Genomic DNA, 16600 nt, shown 5'->3' with positions numbered 1-16600 from the left:
ACAATTTTTAGCCTCAACCCCCGTGCCCTTTTGGGCCGGGGGTTGAGGCATTTTTGCGTTCAGGACCCATACGCCCACGCACGGGAACGCGACGGGACGGCCGGGTCACTAACCACTCCGGCGCAGGATCAGATCAGAGCCGCCCCGCGGCCTTCAGTTCCAGATAGGCGTCGGCCAACGCCGGAGCAAGATCATCGGGAGTGGCGTCCACGACGGTAACTCCATGGCGCATGAGTTGTTCAGCCGTGCGGCGACGTTGTTCCTGGGTGCGGCTGGCAGCGGCGGCTCCGTAAACGGCGTCCACCGTGCCCCGCGCCTCCGCCATCTTCTTGATATGCGGGTCGGCGACCGCCGCGATCACCACCGTATGGCGCTTAGTGAGCTGAGGAAGGACTGGCAGGAGGCCTTGCTCCACCGGAGCCGCGTCCAGGCTGGTGAGGAGCACGATCAGAGAGCGACGAGGAGCATTGGCGAGCGCGGCGGCGCTCAAGCCTCGGGTGTCCGTCTCTACGAGTTCGGGTTCGAGCGGTGCCATCGCGTTGACGAGAGAAGGCAGGAGTTCGCTTTGGGAGCGGCCCTGTACCCGTGCTCGTACGCGACGGTCGTATGCAAGGAGGTCGACGCGGTCGCCCGCGCGGGACGCTAGCGCGGCCAGTAGCAGGGAGGCGTCCATGGCGGCGTCCAGGCGGGGGACGTCACCGACGCGGCCCGCTGACGTACGGCCTGTATCGAGGACGACAAGGATGTGACGGTCGCGTTCGGGGCGCCAGGTGCGTATGGCCACGGCGTTCTGCCGGGCGGTGGCGCGCCAGTCGATGGAGCGGGTGTCGTCGCCCGGGACATACGGGCGCAGGCTGTCGAACTCGGTGCCTTCGCCCCGCGTCAACACACTGGTACGGCCGTCCAGTTCCCGTAGCCGGGCCAGCCGGGACGGCAGGTGTTTGCGGCTGGTGAACGGCGGCAGGACGCGTACGGTCCAGGGGGCGTGATGGGTGCCCTGCCGGGAGACGAGACCGAGCGGCCCGTAGGAACGGACCGTGATCTGCTGGGAGCGACGGTCACCGCGGCGGGTGGGGCGAAGGGCCGTGGTGACGCGGCGGCGTTCGCCGGCCGGGACCGTCACCGTATGCCGGGAGGCGTCCTGTTCGGCGTCGGCGGGCCAGCTGCTGGGGGGCCAGGCGTCGCGGAGCTGGGCCCGCAGCGGACGGCCCGAGGGGTTGGTGACGGTGAGGACGACTTCCGCGGCGTCACCCAGTCGAACTGATGTATCACCGTTTCGGGTGAATTGAAGCTTTCGCACTGGCGCGGCGAGGGTGTAGTCGCACATCATTGCGAGTGTGAGGGGGGCGTTGACCGCGAGCATTCCCGCCCAGCTCGGGGCCCATACGCCAACGGGGACGGATCCGAGAGCAGCGAGCAGAGCAGCGCGTCCGGTGAGAGCCACGATCGCCGTCTCAGCGGGGGACGGGTACGTGGGCGAGCACCGAGGTGATGACGGAGTCGGCGGTGACGCCCTCCATCTCCGCCTCGGGACGCAACTGGATGCGATGGCGAAGTGTGGGGAGGGCCAAGGCCTTTACGTCGTCGGGGATGACATAGTCCCGGCCCGTGAGCCAGGCCCAGGCGCGAGCGGTGGAGAGCAGGGCGGTGGCGCCTCGGGGAGAGACACCGAGGCTGAGCGAGGGGGATTCACGCGTGGCACGACAGATATCGACGACATAGCCGGTGATCTCCGCTGAGACGGCGGTCTTGGCTACGGCGGCGCGAGCCGCTTCCAGGTCGGCGGCACCCGCGACGGGACGGACTCCCGCTGCCTGGAGATCGCGAGGGTTGAAGCCCTCGGCGTGACGGGCCAGGACGTTGATCTCGTCCGCGCGCGAGGGCAGAGGCACGGTCAACTTCAGCAGGAAGCGGTCCAGCTGGGCTTCCGGCAGGGGGTACGTGCCCTCGTACTCGACGGGGTTCTGCGTCGCGGCGACCAGGAAGGGCTCGGGAAGCGGGCGCGGCGTGCCGTCGACCGTGACCTGACGCTCCTCCATGGCCTCGAGGAGAGAGGACTGGGTCTTCGGGGGCGTGCGGTTGATCTCGTCCGCGAGCAGCAGATTGGTGAACACCGGGCCTGCCTGGAAGGAGAACTCGGCGGTGCGGGCGTCGTAGATCAGCGAGCCCGTGACATCACTGGGCATCAGATCGGGGGTGAACTGGACGCGCTTGGTGTCGAGTTCGAGTGAGGCGGCGAGCGAGCGCACCAGCAGTGTCTTGGCGACGCCGGGGACGCCTTCCAGGAGGACGTGGCCACGGCAGAGCAGGGCCACGACCAGGCCCGTCACGGCGGAGTCCTGGCCGACCACGGCCTTGGCGATCTCGGCGCGCAGGGCCTCCAGGGAGGCGCGGGCGCTGTCCGGGTTCGCTGCGGTCGCCGGGGTTCGGTCGCTCATGAGGTGCGTACCTCTCTTTCGAGGGCGTCGAGTTCGTCCGCGAGGCGGACCAGTGCGGCGTCATCGGCCGGGGCCGGGCCGAAGAGCAGGACCTGGGGGTCCCGTTCGGCGGACGGGGTCCGGGCGGAGACGGCGGGGACGAGGAGTTCGGGCGCGTGCGCCGAAGCGGCGGGCACGCCCAGAAGGGGGGCGAGACGAGTGCGGGTCGCCGAGCGCAGGGCGTCGGCCGCGCGGTCGCGGGCGTTGGCCTTGCGGTAGAGGCGGGCTCGGCCCTCGGTGGTCTCGGACGCGCGGATGGCGACCGGGAGTTGCTCGGTCACCAGCGGGCCGAGGCGGCGCGCTCGCCAGACGGCGGCGAGGGCGGCCGCGAGGGTGAGCTGGAGGGTGGCCCAGCGCCATCCGGATGGGATGAGGTCGAAGAAGCTGCGGTCACCGCCATCGGTGGCCGAGACATCACCGAGCGAGGGGAGGTACCAGACCAGATGGGGGCGGGAGCCGAGGAGTTGGAGGGCGAGCGAGGCGTTGCCCTGCTTGTCGAGACGGTGGTTGTAGAGGATGTCCGGGGCGCCCAGCAGGACGGTGTCGCCGCCGGAGGAGGCCTGTATCCGCAGCAGGGTGGGCAGTCCGCCCGCGAGGTAGCAGGCGTCGTCGGCCTTGCTGGTGGCGGCGTAGCGGATGCCTCCGGTGTCGGCGCTTCCGGCGCGGACGGCCAGGGGCAGGGAGCAGTTCGGCTCGCGGTTGTCGACCGAGGACGAGCCTTCCTCCCGTACGCCAGGGGCGAGTACGGAGAGGGAGGGCGAGCTGGGGGAAAGCAGCACGGTCCGTCCGCCGGACTTGGTGGCGGCATCGTGGAGGCGCTGTTGCTGGGAGGCGGTGAGCAGATCGGGGACGGTGACCAGGAGGGTCGAGTCCGGCCCTGTGGCCCGCGTGGCTTCGTCGAGGGTGGTGGCCACGCGCGTGGAGACGCCCTGGTTTTTAAGGAGTTCGGCGATGGCGCGGCTGCCGTAGCGGTCCGCAGAGCGGGGGTCGAGGCGGCCGTGCTGATCGCCGGAGCGCGTGGCGGCGAGGACGATGCCGGCGGCCACGAGGATCACGGTGGCGAGCAGCAGCCCACGGGTGCGCGTCCAGATCTGCCGAGGTGTTGCATCGGTGGACGTGGAGGCGGTCTTCGCGGGGATCTCGGTGCCGGTCATTCGGCGCCTCCCCGGGCAGCCGCTGCCGCGGTGGGGCGCTGGCTGAGAGTGCTGAGATCCGGCTTCGTACGTTCGAGATCGGTGTCGAGGTCGCGCAGACGGTCGTACGCGGTCTTGTCGGCCGTACGGCCTCCGTACGTGACGTCGTCGAACTCACGGGCGGCGGCGCGGAGTCGGTCGGCGTGGGCGGGCAGCGGGCGGCCTGCCTCGGCTGCGGCTTCGTCGGCGGTCCGGCCGGGGCGCGGATCGAGGAGGGCGCGCTCCTCTAGGGAGCGGACGATCGCGCGCATCCGTTCCTGGACGGCCTGGGTCCAGAGGCCGGCCGCGGCGTGGGCCTCGGCCGTTGCGCGGTGCTCGGCGGCGCTGCGCGGACGGTCGTCGAAGACGGTGCCGACGGTGGAGACGGCGCGCGTCGGGGTGCCCAGTCGCCACCACAGGGCGGCGACCAGGGCCAGGACGAACACGGCGATGGCGACCAGGCCGAGCGCGCCGCCCGGGGCCGCGCCCGAGGCGGCGTCGAAGAGGCCGCCGACCCAGTCCCAGAAGCGGTTGAGGGCACGCTCCAGGAGGTTCGGGTCGTTCTCGTGGTACATCGGCTTGGACAGTTCGCGCCGGGCCCCCTCGCGGGCGGGCACGCGCGGAGTGTCCACCGGTGGTTCGCCGGCCGCCCGGACCAGCAGCCGCACCATGGTTGTGCCCCCCGTTGCGGACACCGCATCAGCTCCCGGGAGTCTCGTAGCCCGGCAGGTTCGCGGCGCGGGCGAGATCGAGGTCGAGGGCCTCGCGGCGGATGCGCTGGTCGACGTAGAGCAGCGCGGCCACACCGGCGGAGATCGGGTAGGTGATCGCCGAGCCGATCACGGCGCCGATCCCGCTGATGATCAGGAACGGCCAGCCGAAGTCGGAGCTGTCCCCGGAGAAAAGGCTGCCGGCACCGCCGTCGTCCACGAGCGTTCCGATCACGGTGAACGGGATCCCGATGATCATCGAGACGATGAACGTCAGGAGCAGCGTCAGCAGCGTGATGCCGAAGATCCGCCACCAGGCGCCGCGCACCAGCTTGGCGGACCGGCGGAGGGACTTGAGGAGGCTCTGGCGTTCCAGCATCAGCGCGGGCGCGGCGAGGCTGAACCGGACGAGCAGCCAGATCACGACCACGGAGGCGGTGAGCCCGCCGAGTCCGGCGAGGGCCGCACCCGCGTCGGATCCGATGAGCGCCCCGGGCAGGATGCCGATACCGACGACCGCTCCTGCCATCACCGGCAGCAGCACCAGCAGGCCGAGCAGCGGCAGCAGCCTCGGCCGGGCCTCCGCCCAGGCTTCCCGCAGGGTTACAGGGCGCCCCAGGACGGAGCGGCTGATGACGACGGTGAGGACCGCTGTGACGAAGAGCGTCCCGATCAGTCCGAGGACACCTATGGGCAGCAGTCTGAGCATGCTCGACCGCAGCGAGTCCATGAGCTGGTCCACGGCCTCGGCGCCGGTGGCGTTCGGGTCGATGTCCGGCGGGTCGGGCAGGAGGTAGCGCTCGGCGAGGATGTTCGCGATCTGCGTGATCACGGCGACCGTGAGGGTGAGGCCCAGGACCGTGCGCCAGTGGGCGCGCATCGTCGAGACCGCTCCGTCGAGGATCTCGCCCACGCCCAGGGGGCGGAGCGGGATGACGCCGGGCTTGGCGGCGGGCGCCGGGCCCCATCCGGAGTTCCATGGCCCGCCCGGAGCGGGAGGCGGGCCCCAACCGCCCTGCTGGGGCCCAGGACGGCCCGGCGGAGGCGGAGGTGTGCTCTGCCCCGGGGTGGCGGCCGGAGGCGACCACTGGCCCGCCGGAGGCTGGTTGCGGGACCACTGCGAGGACGCGCGGGCCCGGTCGGAGGGCTCGGGCTGCCGGGGCGTGCCGGAGTCCTCACCGTCGGAGGGGGCCGATCCGGGCGAGGCCCAGCCCGGAGAGTCGTTCACGGTCGTCCACCTCGTGGATTGGTCGTGGGACCAGCTCGGCGAGCCGGCTCCCTGGGGTTGGCAGCCATCGTGCCATGCGGTCCCGGGCCGTGGACCGGCCCCCGTATCTCGTTGGCACCTTCAATTGTCGGTGGCTCACCGGGCAGACTGGGCGGATGGCTGATCACGAGGTGCGATCCACCCTGGGCTCCCAGCCGCAGGGACTGGCACAGCTTCGCTGGGACGAGCCGCCGGAAGGGCCGGTGCTGGTGCTCCTCGACCAGACCCGGCTCCCGGCCGAGGAGGTGGAGCTGGTCTGCACGGATGTGCCGGCGCTGGTGCGGGCCATCCAGACGCTGGCCGTCCGCGGGGCGCCACTGCTGGGAATCGCGGGGGCGTACGGGGTGGCGCTGGCGGGGGTGCGCGGGTACGACGTGCGGGAGGCCGCCGCTCTGCTGGCGGCGGCGCGGCCCACCGCGGTGAACCTCGGGTACGGGGTGCGGCTGGCGCTGGGCGCCTATCAGGCGGCGGCCGACAAGGGCGCGGGTCCGCAGGAGGCCGGGGCGGCGGCGCTGGCCGCGGCGCGGGCCCTGCACCGGGCGGACGCGGAGGCCAGTGCCAGGATGGCGGCGCACGGCCTGGCCCTGCTCGACGAGCTGCTGCCCGGCGGCAGCCACCGGGTGCTCACGCACTGCAACACCGGGCGGCTGGTCTCCGGCGGTGAGGGCACCGCGTTCGCGGTCGCGCTGGCCGCGCACCGGGCGGGCCGGCTGCGGCGGCTGTGGGTGGACGAGACGCGGCCGCTGCTCCAGGGAGCCAGACTGACCGCGTACGAGGCGGCGCGCAACGGAATGGCGTACAGCCTGCTGACCGACAATGCTGCGGGTTCACTGTTCGCGGCGGGGGAGGTGGACGCTGTGCTGGTCGGCGCCGACCGGATCGCCGCCGACGGGTCGGTGGCGAACAAGGTGGGGAGCTATCCGCTCGCCGTGCTCGCCAAGTACCACCATGTGCCGTTCGTGGTGGTGGCGCCGGTCACGACGGTGGATCTGGAAACCCCGGACGGGGCGGCGATCGAGGTCGAGCAGCGACCCGGGCAGGAGGTGACGGAGCTCACCGGACCGCAGGCTCCTGCGGCGGGGTGGGGGGCCGGCGGCGGGCTGCCCGTGGCGCCGCTGGGGACGCAGGCGTACAACCCCGCGTTCGATGTGACGCCCCCCGAGCTGGTGACGGCGATCGTCACCGAGGAAGGTGTTCTCTCGCCCGTCACCGGGGGCGGTCTGAGAGAGCTGTGTGCCAGGTCACGCCAGGTAACGATTAGCTAATGGGATGATGACGTTTATGAAGGGACGCGTCCTTGTCGTCGACGACGACACCGCGCTGGCCGAGATGCTCGGCATTGTGCTGCGTGGAGAAGGTTTTGAGCCGTCGTTCGTAGCGGACGGCGACAAGGCACTGGCGGCATTCCGTGAGGCCAAGCCGGACCTGGTCCTGCTGGACCTCATGCTGCCCGGACGGGACGGCATCGAGGTCTGCAGGCTGATCAGGGCCGAGTCCGGTGTGCCGATCGTCATGCTCACCGCCAAGAGCGACACCGTGGATGTGGTGGTCGGCCTGGAGTCCGGGGCCGATGACTACATCGTGAAGCCGTTCAAGCCGAAGGAGCTGGTCGCCCGTATCCGGGCGCGCCTGCGGAGGTCGGAGGAGCCGGCGCCGGAGCAGCTGGCGATCGGCGATCTGGTGATCGACGTGGCGGGTCACTCCGTGAAGCGGGACGGGCAGTCCATCGCCCTGACCCCGCTGGAGTTCGACCTGCTGGTCGCGCTGGCCCGCAAGCCGTGGCAGGTGTTCACCCGTGAGGTGCTCCTGGAGCAGGTGTGGGGGTACCGGCACGCGGCGGACACACGGCTGGTGAACGTGCACGTCCAGCGGCTCCGCTCGAAGGTCGAGAAGGACCCCGAGCGTCCGGAGATCGTGGTGACCGTCCGTGGTGTCGGTTACAAGGCCGGACCGAGCTGACATGTCCCGCGGCGGTGCTGCTCCGAAGCCCGGGAAGCCCGGGGTCCGTGGGGGGCGGGCTGCTGGTGGAGGACGCAAGACGTCATGGGGCGGGCGGATCCTCCAGGAGGGCACGCCCGCCAGCCCCGTGCTGCGGCTCTTCGTGCGCTGGGTGCGGCGTCCGCTGCTGCCCGCGGTGCGGCTGTGGCGGCGCAACATCCAGCTGCGGGTGGTTGCCTCCACCTTGCTGATGTCGCTGGGTGTGGTGCTGCTGCTCGGGTTCGTTGTCATCGGTCAGGTGCGCAACGGACTTCTCGTCACCAAGGAGAAGGCGTCCGAGAGCCAGTCCGCGGGCGGCTTCGCCGTGGCCAAGGACAAGGCCAGTGCCCCGGCGGCGCCCGGCGCGGACGACAGCGGCTCCGACGGGCGGGCCGGCAGCTCGGTGACCTGGCGCAGTGAGCTGGTGACCCAGCTCGCCAGTGGCGGCCAGGGCGCGTTCTACGTGGTCGCGCTCAGCGCCGACTCCGAGGACGGGGGCTCCAGCAACCGCGGCCCGCGCGCCTCGGGCGGGGTGGACCCGGTCACCAGCGTCCCGCAGAGCCTGCGGGACAACGTCGACCAGGGCACGGGGGCGTACAAGACGTACGCCTCGATCAAGTTCCTCGACGGTCAGGAGCCCAAGCCGGGGCTGGTGATCGGGACCAAGCTCAAGGACGTCGACGGTCAGGCGTACCAGCTGTACTACCTGTTCCCGCTGGGGCAGGAGGAGAAGACGCTGAGCCTGGTCAAGGGCACCCTCGCGACCGCCGGGCTGTTCCTGGTGGTGTTGCTCGGGGCCATCGCCTGGCTGGTGGTGCGGCAGGTCGTCACCCCCGTGCGGATGGCGGCGCAGATCGCGGAGCGGCTCTCCGCGGCCAAGCTCCAGGAGCGGATGAAGGTCACCGGCGAGGACGACATCGCGCGGCTCGGCGAGGCCTTCAACAAGATGGCGCAGAACCTCCAGATCAAGATCCAGCAGCTGGAGGAGCTGTCGCGGATGCAGCGGCGGTTCGTCTCGGACGTCTCGCACGAGCTGCGGACGCCGCTGACGACCGTACGGATGGCGGCGGACGTCATCCACGAGGCACGCGTCGACTTCGATCCGGTGACGGCGCGGTCGGCGGAGCTGCTGGCCGGGCAGCTGGACCGGTTCGAGTCGCTGCTCGCCGACCTGCTGGAGATCAGCCGGTTCGACGCGGGCGCGGCGGCCCTGGAGGCCGAGCCGATAGACCTGCGGGATGTCGTACGACGGGTGATCGAGGGTGCCGAGCCGCTCGCCGAGCGCAAGGGGACCCGGATACGGGTGGTCGGCGACGACCAGCCGGTGATCGCCGAGGCAGACGCCCGACGGGTCGAGCGGGTGCTGCGCAACCTCGTGGTCAACGCCGTGGAGCACGGCGAGGGCCGGGACGTGGTGGTGCGCATGGGTTCGGCCGGGGGAGCGGTCGCGGTCGCGGTGCGCGACTACGGAGTGGGCCTGAAGCCGGGCGAGGCGACCCGGGTGTTCAACCGCTTCTGGCGGGCCGACCCGGCCCGGGCCAGGACGACCGGAGGCACCGGTCTGGGCCTGTCGATCGCGGTCGAGGACGCGCGGCTGCACGGCGGCTGGCTCCAGGCCTGGGGCGAGCCCGGCGGCGGCTCCCAGTTCCGGCTGACGCTGCCGCGGACCGCCGACGAGCCGCTGCGCGGATCGCCGATACCGCTGGAGCCGGAGGACTCCCGGGCCGCCCGTGAGCGGGCCCGGCAGGGCGCGGCGCCCGAGCAGGGCAATGGGCTGCGGCTGGCGAGCGTGCCGGTCCAGCCCGCCGCCACCCGCTCCTCGCTGCCCGTGCCGCCCCGTCCGCCGGTTCCGCCGAGGACGTCCGGGCCGGCCGCCGATCCGACCGCGCTGCCCGCTGGCGGCGGGGCCAGGGTGGTGCCGCGGGTCAGCGACGCGCGCGTGGAGGGCGAGTCCGTACCATCGCAGGCTGCTGACGGAGCGGCTGCCGAGGCAGCCGCCGACCAGGAGGAATCGTCTCGTGGGCGCTGATCGGGGGAGGGGCCGCGGCCGACGGCTGCGGTCGGCCGCGCTGCTGGGCTGCGGCGGTGTGCTGGTGGCGGGGTGCGCGTCGATGCCCGACAGCGGCGACGTGCACGCCGTGCAGGCCTCGCAGCGCGCCGACTCGCAGGTGCAGGTGTACGCGGTGCCGCCGCGTGAGGGGGCGGCCGCCGACGAGATAGTCGACGGCTTCCTGGAGGCGATGACCAGCGACGACCCGCAGTTCGCGACGGCGCGCAAGTATCTGACGCCGCAGGCCGCGCGGAACTGGAAGCCGGATCAGGCGACCACGGTGCTGGCGGACGGGCCGAACCCGCAGCCGAACCGCGTCAGCGACAAGGGCGACGCCTCGAGCTTCACCTTCACGGTGACCGGAAAGCCGGTGGCCGTGGTGGACAAGCAGCACGCCTACCAGCCGGCGGCGGCGAAGTCGACGTACAACGAGACGATCCATCTCGTACGGCAGAACACGCCCAGCGGCAAGGAGTGGCGCATCGACGTGCTCCCCGAGGGGCTGCTGCTCGGGCAGTCGGACTTCCAGCGCATTTACCGCTCCGTCAACAAGTACTACTTCGCGTCCGGGCAGGACCGGCTGGTGGCCGATCCGGTGTACGTGCGCCAGCGCAACGACCCCGAGACGCAGATGAACCTGGTCACCCAGACGGTCAGGACCGTGCTGGAGGGGCCGACCAACTGGCTTCGGCCGGTGGTGGGGTCGCGCTTCCCGAGCGGGACGGCCCTGAAGGAGGGCACCAAGTCGCTCTCGTTCGACGACCGCAACGCGCTCAAGGTGCCGCTCAACGAGCGGGCGTCCAACGTGGGTGGCGGCCAGTGCCGCAAGATGGCCGCCCAACTGCTGTTCACCCTGCGGGACCTGACGGCGACCCGGGTCAGCCAGGTGGAGCTGGACCGGGCGAACGGCTCGCAGCTGTGCGTGCTCGGCGGCGACCAGGCCGAGGGGTACGCCCCGGACCGCACCTCCCCCAAGCCCGGCCAGTACTTCGTGGACGCGCAGGGCCGCCTCGCGCGGATGCGCGCCGGGACGCATGAGGGCGCGGACGCCGCCGACAGTGTCGACAGCACGGACGGCGACGTGGTCACCGAGCTGGTGCCCGGGCCGTTCGGCCGGGGTGAGCAGAAGCTGCGTACGGTCGCGGTGGAGCGGGACGAGCGGCGCGCCGCGGGCGTGACGACCGACGGCCGCTCGTTGTACGTGGCGCCCATCGTGTCCGACGGCGAGCTGGTGAAGACGCTGGTGACCAGCCAGGGCAAGGACCCGAAGGACGGCCTTTCGGCACCGAGTTGGGACGGCCGCGACGACCTGTGGGTGGCCGACAGGGACCCGGACCACCCCCGGCTGCTCCACCTCGACCACGGTCAGGGGCAGCCGCAGGAGGTCGATGTCGCCGGTCTGAACGGGGCGCGCATCGAGCAGGTGCGGATGTCGGCGGACGGGGTGCGCATCGCGCTCCTGGTGAACGAGGGCGGTCACACGACGCTGCGGATCGGCCGTGTGGAGCGGATCGGCGACCCCGAGCACCCGCAGGTCTCGGTGGTGGAACTGCGCCCCGGGGCGCCGCAGATGGAGGACGTGACGGCGGTGTCCTGGGCCGGTCGCAGCCGCCTGGTCGTCGTCGGCAAGGAGTCCGGCGGGCTCCAGCAGCAGCTGCGCTACATGCAGACGGACGGCTCATTGTCGGCCGCGGGCAATCTGCCGGGCGCCAACCGGGTGACGGAGATCGCCGCCGCGGACGACGAGCGGCTGCCGCTGGTGGCGCACTCCAGGGAGGACGGCATCGTCCGGCTGCCGCCGGGCGCCAACTGGAAGACGGCGGTCAAGACGGGCTCCTCGCCGGTCTACCCGGGCTGACGGTTCGCCGCTCGGCGGTGGTCCTCGGACCGGGCCGGTCCTCGGACCGGGCCGGGGCACGCGGCTCCCCGTGTGGCCCGACGGTGGCACCGGACGGCTGCCCGGCCATCTCCGGTGGGTTTTCCACAGGGGTGGCCGGGCAGCCGTCCGGTTGGCACAGTGGATGCCATGCGGGGATGGTGGCAGGAGGTCTCCGGGCTGGTGCTGCCGGTTGCCTGCGGCGGCTGCGGCAGTCCCCGTACGGCGCTGTGCGAGCGGTGCGCGGCGGCGCTGCTCGATGTGCGGGCACGGCGGGTCCGACCCTCCCCCGAGCCCGCTGGACTGCCGGTGGTGTACGCGGCGGCGGTGTACGAGGACTCCGTGCGGGCGGTGCTGCTCGCGCACAAGGAACGGGGCGCCCTGGGCCTGGCCGGGGTCCTCGGGCAGGCGCTCGCGGGCGCGGTGCGCGCGGCTGCGGGAGTGCCCCGGGACGGGCCGGTGCTGCTCGTGCCGGTGCCCTCGGCGCGACGGGCGGTGCGGGCGCGCGGGCATGATCCGGCGCGCCGGATCGCCCTGGCGGCGGCCGGGGAGTTGCGGCGTACGGGCACGGACGCGCGCGTGGCGGCGGTGCTGCGCCAGCGGCGTGCGGTGGCGGACCAGTCGGGGCTGAGCGCCCGGCAGCGGCTGGTGAATCTGAGCGGGGCGCTGGAGGTGTCGGCGGGCGGTGACAGGCTGCTGGAGGGCGGCCAGGTGGTCCTCGTGGACGACCTGATGACCACCGGTGCCTCGTTGGTGGAGGCGGCCCGGGCAGTGGCGGATTCCGCCAGAACGGCGGGTGTGGCATCGGGCGGTTTCCGGGCACACGCGATCGCGGGAGACGCGCAACGGGCTTCGGCGGCTGCGGTCGTCGCATCAACCCCGGCATCTTTTGAAATAAACCGGAACTGACGGGGAACTTGCATCGTTGCAGGTAGTGAGAGGCGGGAAACACCTGAACGGAGGTACGTGCGGGTAGCGGGTGCCGACATCCGTCCGAGCGAGCTATGTTCGGTTGTGAGGAACGGCGACAGCCGCCCTCATGGAATGCACGACCTCGCTTCTGGGTATTTCCCCGACCCGAAGTCGGTGGGGTGGCGATCTTCCCCACGGGGGAGGAGGAGGTGAAAGTCGCCCAGTCCGAGACTCCGGTGCCCACCGGAGTCTGGTGCAAGAGGGAGATGCTCCGCAGTGAAGGCGGAGTGATCCGGGAACGGAGTTCTGCGTGGACATCGTCGTCAAGGGCCGCAAGACCGAGGTGCCCGAGCGGTTCCGCAAGCACGTGGCCGAGAAGCTGAAGCTGGAGAAGATCCAGAAGCTCGACGGCAAGGTGATCAGCCTCGACGTCGAGGTGTCCAAGGAACACAACCCGCGGCAGGCCGACCGTTCCGACCGAGTGGAGATCACGCTGCACTCGCGTGGCCCGGTGATCCGGGCGGAGGCGGCGGCAGGCGACCCGTACGCAGCCCTCGACCTGGCCCACAGCAAGCTGGAGGCGCGGCTGCGCAAGCAGCACGACAAGCGCTACACCCGCAGGGGCAACGGCCGGCTGTCGGCTGCCGAGGTGGCCGACGTGGTCCCGGACGCGGCCCAGTTGAACGGAAACGGCGAGCCGGTGGGCGGCGCGAGGGAGGAGCGCGTTCCCATCACCCGGATGGGATCGGTCGAAGTGCAGGGCGAGGGCCCGCTGGTGGTCCGCGAGAAGACCCACCTCGCGGCCCCGATGACACTCGACCAGGCGCTGTACGAGATGGAGCTGGTCGGACATGACTTCTACCTTTTCGTCGACTCCGAGACGAAGCAGCCCAGCGTCGTCTACCGGCGCCACGCCTACGACTACGGCGTGATTCATCTGGAGACGGACCCGCTCGCCGGTGAGGACGCGAGCGGCGCCGGCGGAGCACTCGGCGGATGACCGGGTCGGCGGCGCGCTGAACGAAACCGTGCGGCGAGCCGTACCGATGAGCGGTGATGCCCCTGGAGCGCCTTGTGCGCCCCCAGGGGCACCACTGTGCGACTACTGGACCACCGCTCTGTCGGCCGGGCATGAAATCATGGCGTCGCACGCCAACCGCTGCTCCCTGGAGCGCGGTTGGTGCAGCCACACCAACTCGGGCCATGGCCTTCAGGGGGAGGAACGATGGCAGACACCTTCGGGCCGGTGCACGACGGATCGGCCCCGGACGGTTCTGACGGGGCTCCCACCGGCATGGAAACAGCCGGGTCGCGCAAGGAGCCGATCAGGGTCCTCGTCGTCGACGACCACGCGCTGTTCCGCCGGGGCCTGGAGATCGTGCTGGCCGCGGAGGAGGACATCCAGGTCGTCGGTGAGGCGGGCGACGGGGCGGAGGCCGTGGACAAGGCGGCGGACCTGCTCCCTGACATCGTGCTGATGGACGTACGGATGCCGCGCCGCGGCGGCATCGAGGCCTGCACCTCCATCAAGGAGGTGGCGCCCAGCGCGAAGATCATCATGTTGACGATCAGCGACGAGGAGGCCGACCTCTACGACGCGATCAAGGCGGGCGCGACGGGCTACCTCCTCAAGGAGATCTCCACCGACGAGGTGGCGACCGCGATCCGGGCGGTGGCCGACGGCCAGTCCCAGATCAGCCCGTCCATGGCGTCGAAGCTGCTCACCGAGTTCAAGTCGATGATCCAGCGCACCGACGAGCGCCGGCTGGTGCCCGCGCCGAGACTGACCGACCGCGAGCTCGAAGTGCTCAAGCTCGTGGCCACGGGGATGAACAACCGGGACATCGCCAAGGAGTTGTTCATCTCCGAGAACACCGTGAAGAACCACGTCCGCAACATCCTGGAGAAGCTCCAGCTGCATTCCAGGATGGAGGCGGTGGTGTACGCGATGCGCGAGAAGATCCTGGAGATCCGCTAGCCGCCGTCGACGCCTGCCGCGACCGCCGCCAGGAGCCCCTGAGAGCCACCCCAGGAGCCCCTCGGATCCTGCCGGGGAGCCCCCGGCGTCAGAAGGCCGCGACCGCCGCCGTCAGCTCACGGGCGAGCCCCGGGGTGTCGGCGCGCTCGATCCGTACGGCGTCGCAGCCCACCCAGCGCGCCGCCTCCAGCAGGGCCTGCGCCATCGGGGCTATCGCCTTCGGCGTCTCCAGCGAGACCTGCTTGGCCACCAGGGTGCGCCCCTCGCGCGCGGGGTCGACGCGGCCGAGGAGCCGGCCGCCCGCCAGCAGCGGCATCGCGAAGTATCCGTACACCCGCTTCGGCTTGGGGGTGTAGGCCTCCAGCCGGTGGCTGAAGCCGAAGATCCGCTCGGTGCGGGCGCGGTCCCAGATCAGCGAGTCGAAGGGCGACAGCAGCGTCGTACGGTGGCGTCCGCGCGGCTCGGTGGCGAGCGCCTGCGGGTCCGCCCAGGCGGCCTTGTCCCAGCCCTGGACGGTGACCGGCACCAGGCCGGAGTCGGCGATCACCGCGTCCACCTGCTCGCCCTTCAGGCGGTGGTAGTCCGCGATGTCCGCGCGCGTGCCCACGCCGAGGGAGCGGCCCGCCAGGGCGACGAGGCGGCGCAGGCACTCGGCGTCGTCCAGCTCGTCGTGGAGGAGGGCGTCGGGGATGGCGCGCTCGGCCAGGTCGTAGACCCGCTTCCAGCCGCGCCGTTCGGTGCACACCACCTCGCCGTACATCAACGCGCGCTCGACGGCGACCTTCGACTCCGACCAGTCCCACCACTCGCCCTTGTTCTTGGCTCCGCCCAAGTCCGTGGCGGTCAGCGGGCCTTCGGCACGCAGCTGCTTGATCACCTGTTCGTACGCCCCGTCGGGCAGGTCGTGGTGCCAGTGCGGGCGGGAGCGGTAGGCGCGGCGGCGGAAGGCGAAGTGCGGCCACTCCTCCACGGGGAGGATGCAGGCGGCGTGCGACCAGTACTCGAAGGCGTGGGTGTCCGTCCAGTACGCCTGGTCCACCGCCTTGCGGCCCACCGCGCCCAGCCGTGCGTACGGAATCAGCTCGTGCGAACGGGCGAGGACCGAGATCGTGTCCAGCTGGACCGCGCCCAGGTGGCGCAGCACGCCCCGCACGCCGCCCTTGCGGTCGGGCGTGCCCATGAATCCCTGGGCGCGCAGGGCGATACGGCGGGCCTCGTCGGCGGAGAGCTGGGCGGCGGGACGCGGCAGGCTGGTCATGCTCCGCACGATAGACGGCGGCACTGACAATCCCCCGGGGAGCGCCCTCGGCCGCGGTCCGTCCGCGCTCGCCTCACGTCCGGGGCGGCAGGTACGCGCGCGTGGTGGGCAGTCCGAGATCGCTCGGGAGCAGGCCGCCCACCCAGCTGTCGCGGCGGGTGCCACCGTGGACGAGGCCCGCGCGCAGGGTGCCCTCCATGGTGAAGCCCGCCTTCTCGGCCACCGCGCGCGAGGCCGTGTTGCCGACCTCCGCCCGCCACTCCAGGCGTTCGACGCCCGCCGACTCGAAGGCCCAGCGGGCCACCGCCAGCGCCGCCTCGGTCATATAGCCGCGGCCCCGGTGCTCCTTGGCCGCCCAGAACCCGAGCTCGGCGACGTTCTCGCCGCGCCGCATGACGCCGACCATCGCCACCAGCGCGCCTTCCGCCTCGGAAGCCCCTGCGGCCCCCTCGCCCCCATCGGCCCCGTTTGTCCCATCGGTCCCGGCGATTCCACCCATCCCGGACGTATCCCTCAGACGTACCGCGAACGTGTAGTCGGAGTCGTCACGCCAGCCGTTGGGTGCGAAGGTGCCGGTGAAGGCCTCGGCGTGCTCACGCAGGTAGGGCGACGGGACGGTGGTCCAGCGCTGGATGTCGGGATCCTGACAAGCCGCGTACGTCGCGTCCGCGTCCTGCGGGCCGACGGGGCGCAGCAGCAGGCGCTCGGTCCTGAGGGTGATGGCGTCCATCGGCTGATTCTCCGCGCGGGGCCGGAACGGGCGCCAGGGCTTTTCGTGTTTCCCGGCACCTTCCGGGCGCCCTGTCCGTTGTCGTAATGGCAGACCTCCCGGCGCGGGCGGGTCCTCGCATACGATGGCCGTTGCTCAGAAGTAATCAACCGTACTCGACCGCGCCAGGCCCGACCGGCAAGGAGACCAACCC

At 71.7% G+C, this 16600-nt stretch carries 14 protein-coding genes; 7 read left to right on the top strand and 7 right to left on the bottom strand.

The features are described 5' to 3' along the window. Window positions 1-133: 133 nt before the first annotated feature. Genes ABD236_RS21715 through ABD236_RS21695 form a run of 5 tightly spaced genes read right to left on the bottom strand, consistent with a single transcriptional unit; the run spans window position 134 to window position 5587 of the window. Window positions 134-1444 (bottom strand): DUF58 domain-containing protein, encoded by a 1311-nt coding sequence (locus ABD236_RS21715; RefSeq protein WP_344075683.1) that lies wholly within the window; start codon window positions 1442-1444, stop codon window positions 134-136. A gap of 10 nt (window positions 1445-1454) precedes the next feature. Next, window positions 1455-2438 carry an AAA family ATPase gene (locus ABD236_RS21710; protein WP_344075681.1) on the bottom strand — a complete coding sequence of 328 codons (984 nt, stop codon included), beginning with the start codon at window positions 2436-2438 and terminating at the stop codon, window positions 1455-1457. Beyond that, a complete protein-coding gene (locus ABD236_RS21705; RefSeq protein ID WP_344075678.1) occupies window positions 2435-3631 on the bottom strand; it encodes a DUF4350 domain-containing protein in 1197 nt (398 codons plus the stop codon). The genes ABD236_RS21710 and ABD236_RS21705 overlap by 4 nt, the downstream gene beginning before the upstream one ends. Next, complete coding sequence (locus tag ABD236_RS21700) at window positions 3628-4344, bottom strand: DUF4129 domain-containing protein (RefSeq protein ID WP_425543922.1); 717 nt, start codon at window positions 4342-4344, stop codon at window positions 3628-3630. Before ABD236_RS21700 ends, ABD236_RS21705 begins: the two co-directional genes overlap by 4 nt. Before the next feature lie 4 nt (window positions 4345-4348). Beyond that, window positions 4349-5587: a DUF7847 domain-containing protein gene (locus ABD236_RS21695; RefSeq protein ID WP_344075676.1), complete on the bottom strand. Its 1239-nt coding sequence runs from the start codon at window positions 5585-5587 to the stop codon at window positions 4349-4351. 155 nt (window positions 5588-5742) lie between these two features. Here ABD236_RS21695 and mtnA point away from each other — a divergent pair, with 155 nt between their 5' ends. The 7 genes from mtnA to ABD236_RS21660 all read left to right on the top strand — a co-directional run bounded on the left by mtnA (window position 5743) and on the right by ABD236_RS21660 (window position 14419). Beyond that, window positions 5743-6891, top strand: a complete 1149-nt coding sequence (mtnA, locus tag ABD236_RS21690; RefSeq protein WP_344075674.1) for an S-methyl-5-thioribose-1-phosphate isomerase — start codon at window positions 5743-5745, stop codon at window positions 6889-6891. A 4-nt stretch (window positions 6892-6895) separates the two neighbouring features. After that, complete coding sequence (gene mtrA / locus ABD236_RS21685; protein WP_188278465.1) at window positions 6896-7585, top strand: two-component system response regulator MtrA; 690 nt, start codon at window positions 6896-6898, stop codon at window positions 7583-7585. Window position 7586: 1 nt separating this feature from the next. Beyond that, the gene (gene mtrB, locus ABD236_RS21680; RefSeq protein ID WP_344075669.1) at window positions 7587-9632 is read left to right on the top strand and encodes an MtrAB system histidine kinase MtrB; all 2046 of its coding nucleotides are present in this window, start codon (window positions 7587-7589) and stop codon (window positions 9630-9632) included. Further along, window positions 9622-11511, top strand: coding sequence for an LpqB family beta-propeller domain-containing protein (locus ABD236_RS21675; protein ID WP_344075667.1), 1890 nt, complete (start codon window positions 9622-9624; stop codon window positions 11509-11511). The genes mtrB and ABD236_RS21675 overlap by 11 nt, the downstream gene beginning before the upstream one ends. Before the next feature lie 168 nt (window positions 11512-11679). Continuing rightward, complete coding sequence (locus ABD236_RS21670; protein WP_344075665.1) at window positions 11680-12438, top strand: ComF family protein; 759 nt, start codon at window positions 11680-11682, stop codon at window positions 12436-12438. Between the two features lie 313 nt (window positions 12439-12751). Further along, a complete protein-coding gene (gene hpf, locus ABD236_RS21665; protein WP_344075662.1) occupies window positions 12752-13441 on the top strand; it encodes a ribosome hibernation-promoting factor, HPF/YfiA family in 690 nt (229 codons plus the stop codon). Between the two features lie 225 nt (window positions 13442-13666). Continuing rightward, window positions 13667-14419: a response regulator gene (locus ABD236_RS21660; protein ID WP_344075660.1), complete on the top strand. Its 753-nt coding sequence runs from the start codon at window positions 13667-13669 to the stop codon at window positions 14417-14419. 88 nt (window positions 14420-14507) lie between these two features. Here ABD236_RS21660 and ABD236_RS21655 read toward each other — a convergent pair whose 3' ends face one another. After that, window positions 14508-15677: a winged helix-turn-helix domain-containing protein gene (locus ABD236_RS21655; protein WP_344075658.1), complete on the bottom strand. Its 1170-nt coding sequence runs from the start codon at window positions 15675-15677 to the stop codon at window positions 14508-14510. Window positions 15678-15750: 73 nt separating this feature from the next. Further along, a complete protein-coding gene (locus ABD236_RS21650) occupies window positions 15751-16407 on the bottom strand; it encodes a GNAT family N-acetyltransferase (protein ID WP_344075656.1) in 657 nt (218 codons plus the stop codon). Window positions 16408-16600 lie beyond the last annotated feature (193 nt).

This window comes from Streptomyces crystallinus (assembly GCF_039521265.1).
Lineage (GTDB): Bacteria > Actinomycetota > Actinomycetes > Streptomycetales > Streptomycetaceae > Streptomyces > Streptomyces crystallinus.
The sequence above is the reverse complement of the archived record's forward strand: the minus strand, read 5'-3'. Positions and strand labels throughout refer to the sequence as shown.

Excerpts from the sequence above, each read along its gene's own strand:
- ABD236_RS21710 (WP_344075681.1), bottom strand. The coding sequence starts at position 2,438 with ATGAGCGACCGAACCCCGGCGACCGCAGCGAACCCGGACAGCGCCCGC.
- ABD236_RS21705 (WP_344075678.1), bottom strand. The coding sequence starts at position 3,631 with ATGACCGGCACCGAGATCCCCGCGAAGACCGCCTCCACGTCCACCGAT.
- mtnA (WP_344075674.1), top strand. The coding sequence starts at position 5,743 with ATGGCTGATCACGAGGTGCGATCCACCCTGGGCTCCCAGCCGCAGGGA.
- mtrA (WP_188278465.1), top strand. The coding sequence starts at position 6,896 with ATGATGACGTTTATGAAGGGACGCGTCCTTGTCGTCGACGACGACACC.
- mtrB (WP_344075669.1), top strand. The coding sequence starts at position 7,587 with ATGTCCCGCGGCGGTGCTGCTCCGAAGCCCGGGAAGCCCGGGGTCCGT.
- ABD236_RS21670 (WP_344075665.1), top strand. The coding sequence starts at position 11,680 with ATGCGGGGATGGTGGCAGGAGGTCTCCGGGCTGGTGCTGCCGGTTGCC.
- ABD236_RS21660 (WP_344075660.1), top strand. The coding sequence starts at position 13,667 with ATGGCAGACACCTTCGGGCCGGTGCACGACGGATCGGCCCCGGACGGT.
- ABD236_RS21655 (WP_344075658.1), bottom strand. The coding sequence starts at position 15,677 with ATGACCAGCCTGCCGCGTCCCGCCGCCCAGCTCTCCGCCGACGAGGCC.
- ABD236_RS21650 (WP_344075656.1), bottom strand. The coding sequence starts at position 16,407 with ATGGACGCCATCACCCTCAGGACCGAGCGCCTGCTGCTGCGCCCCGTC.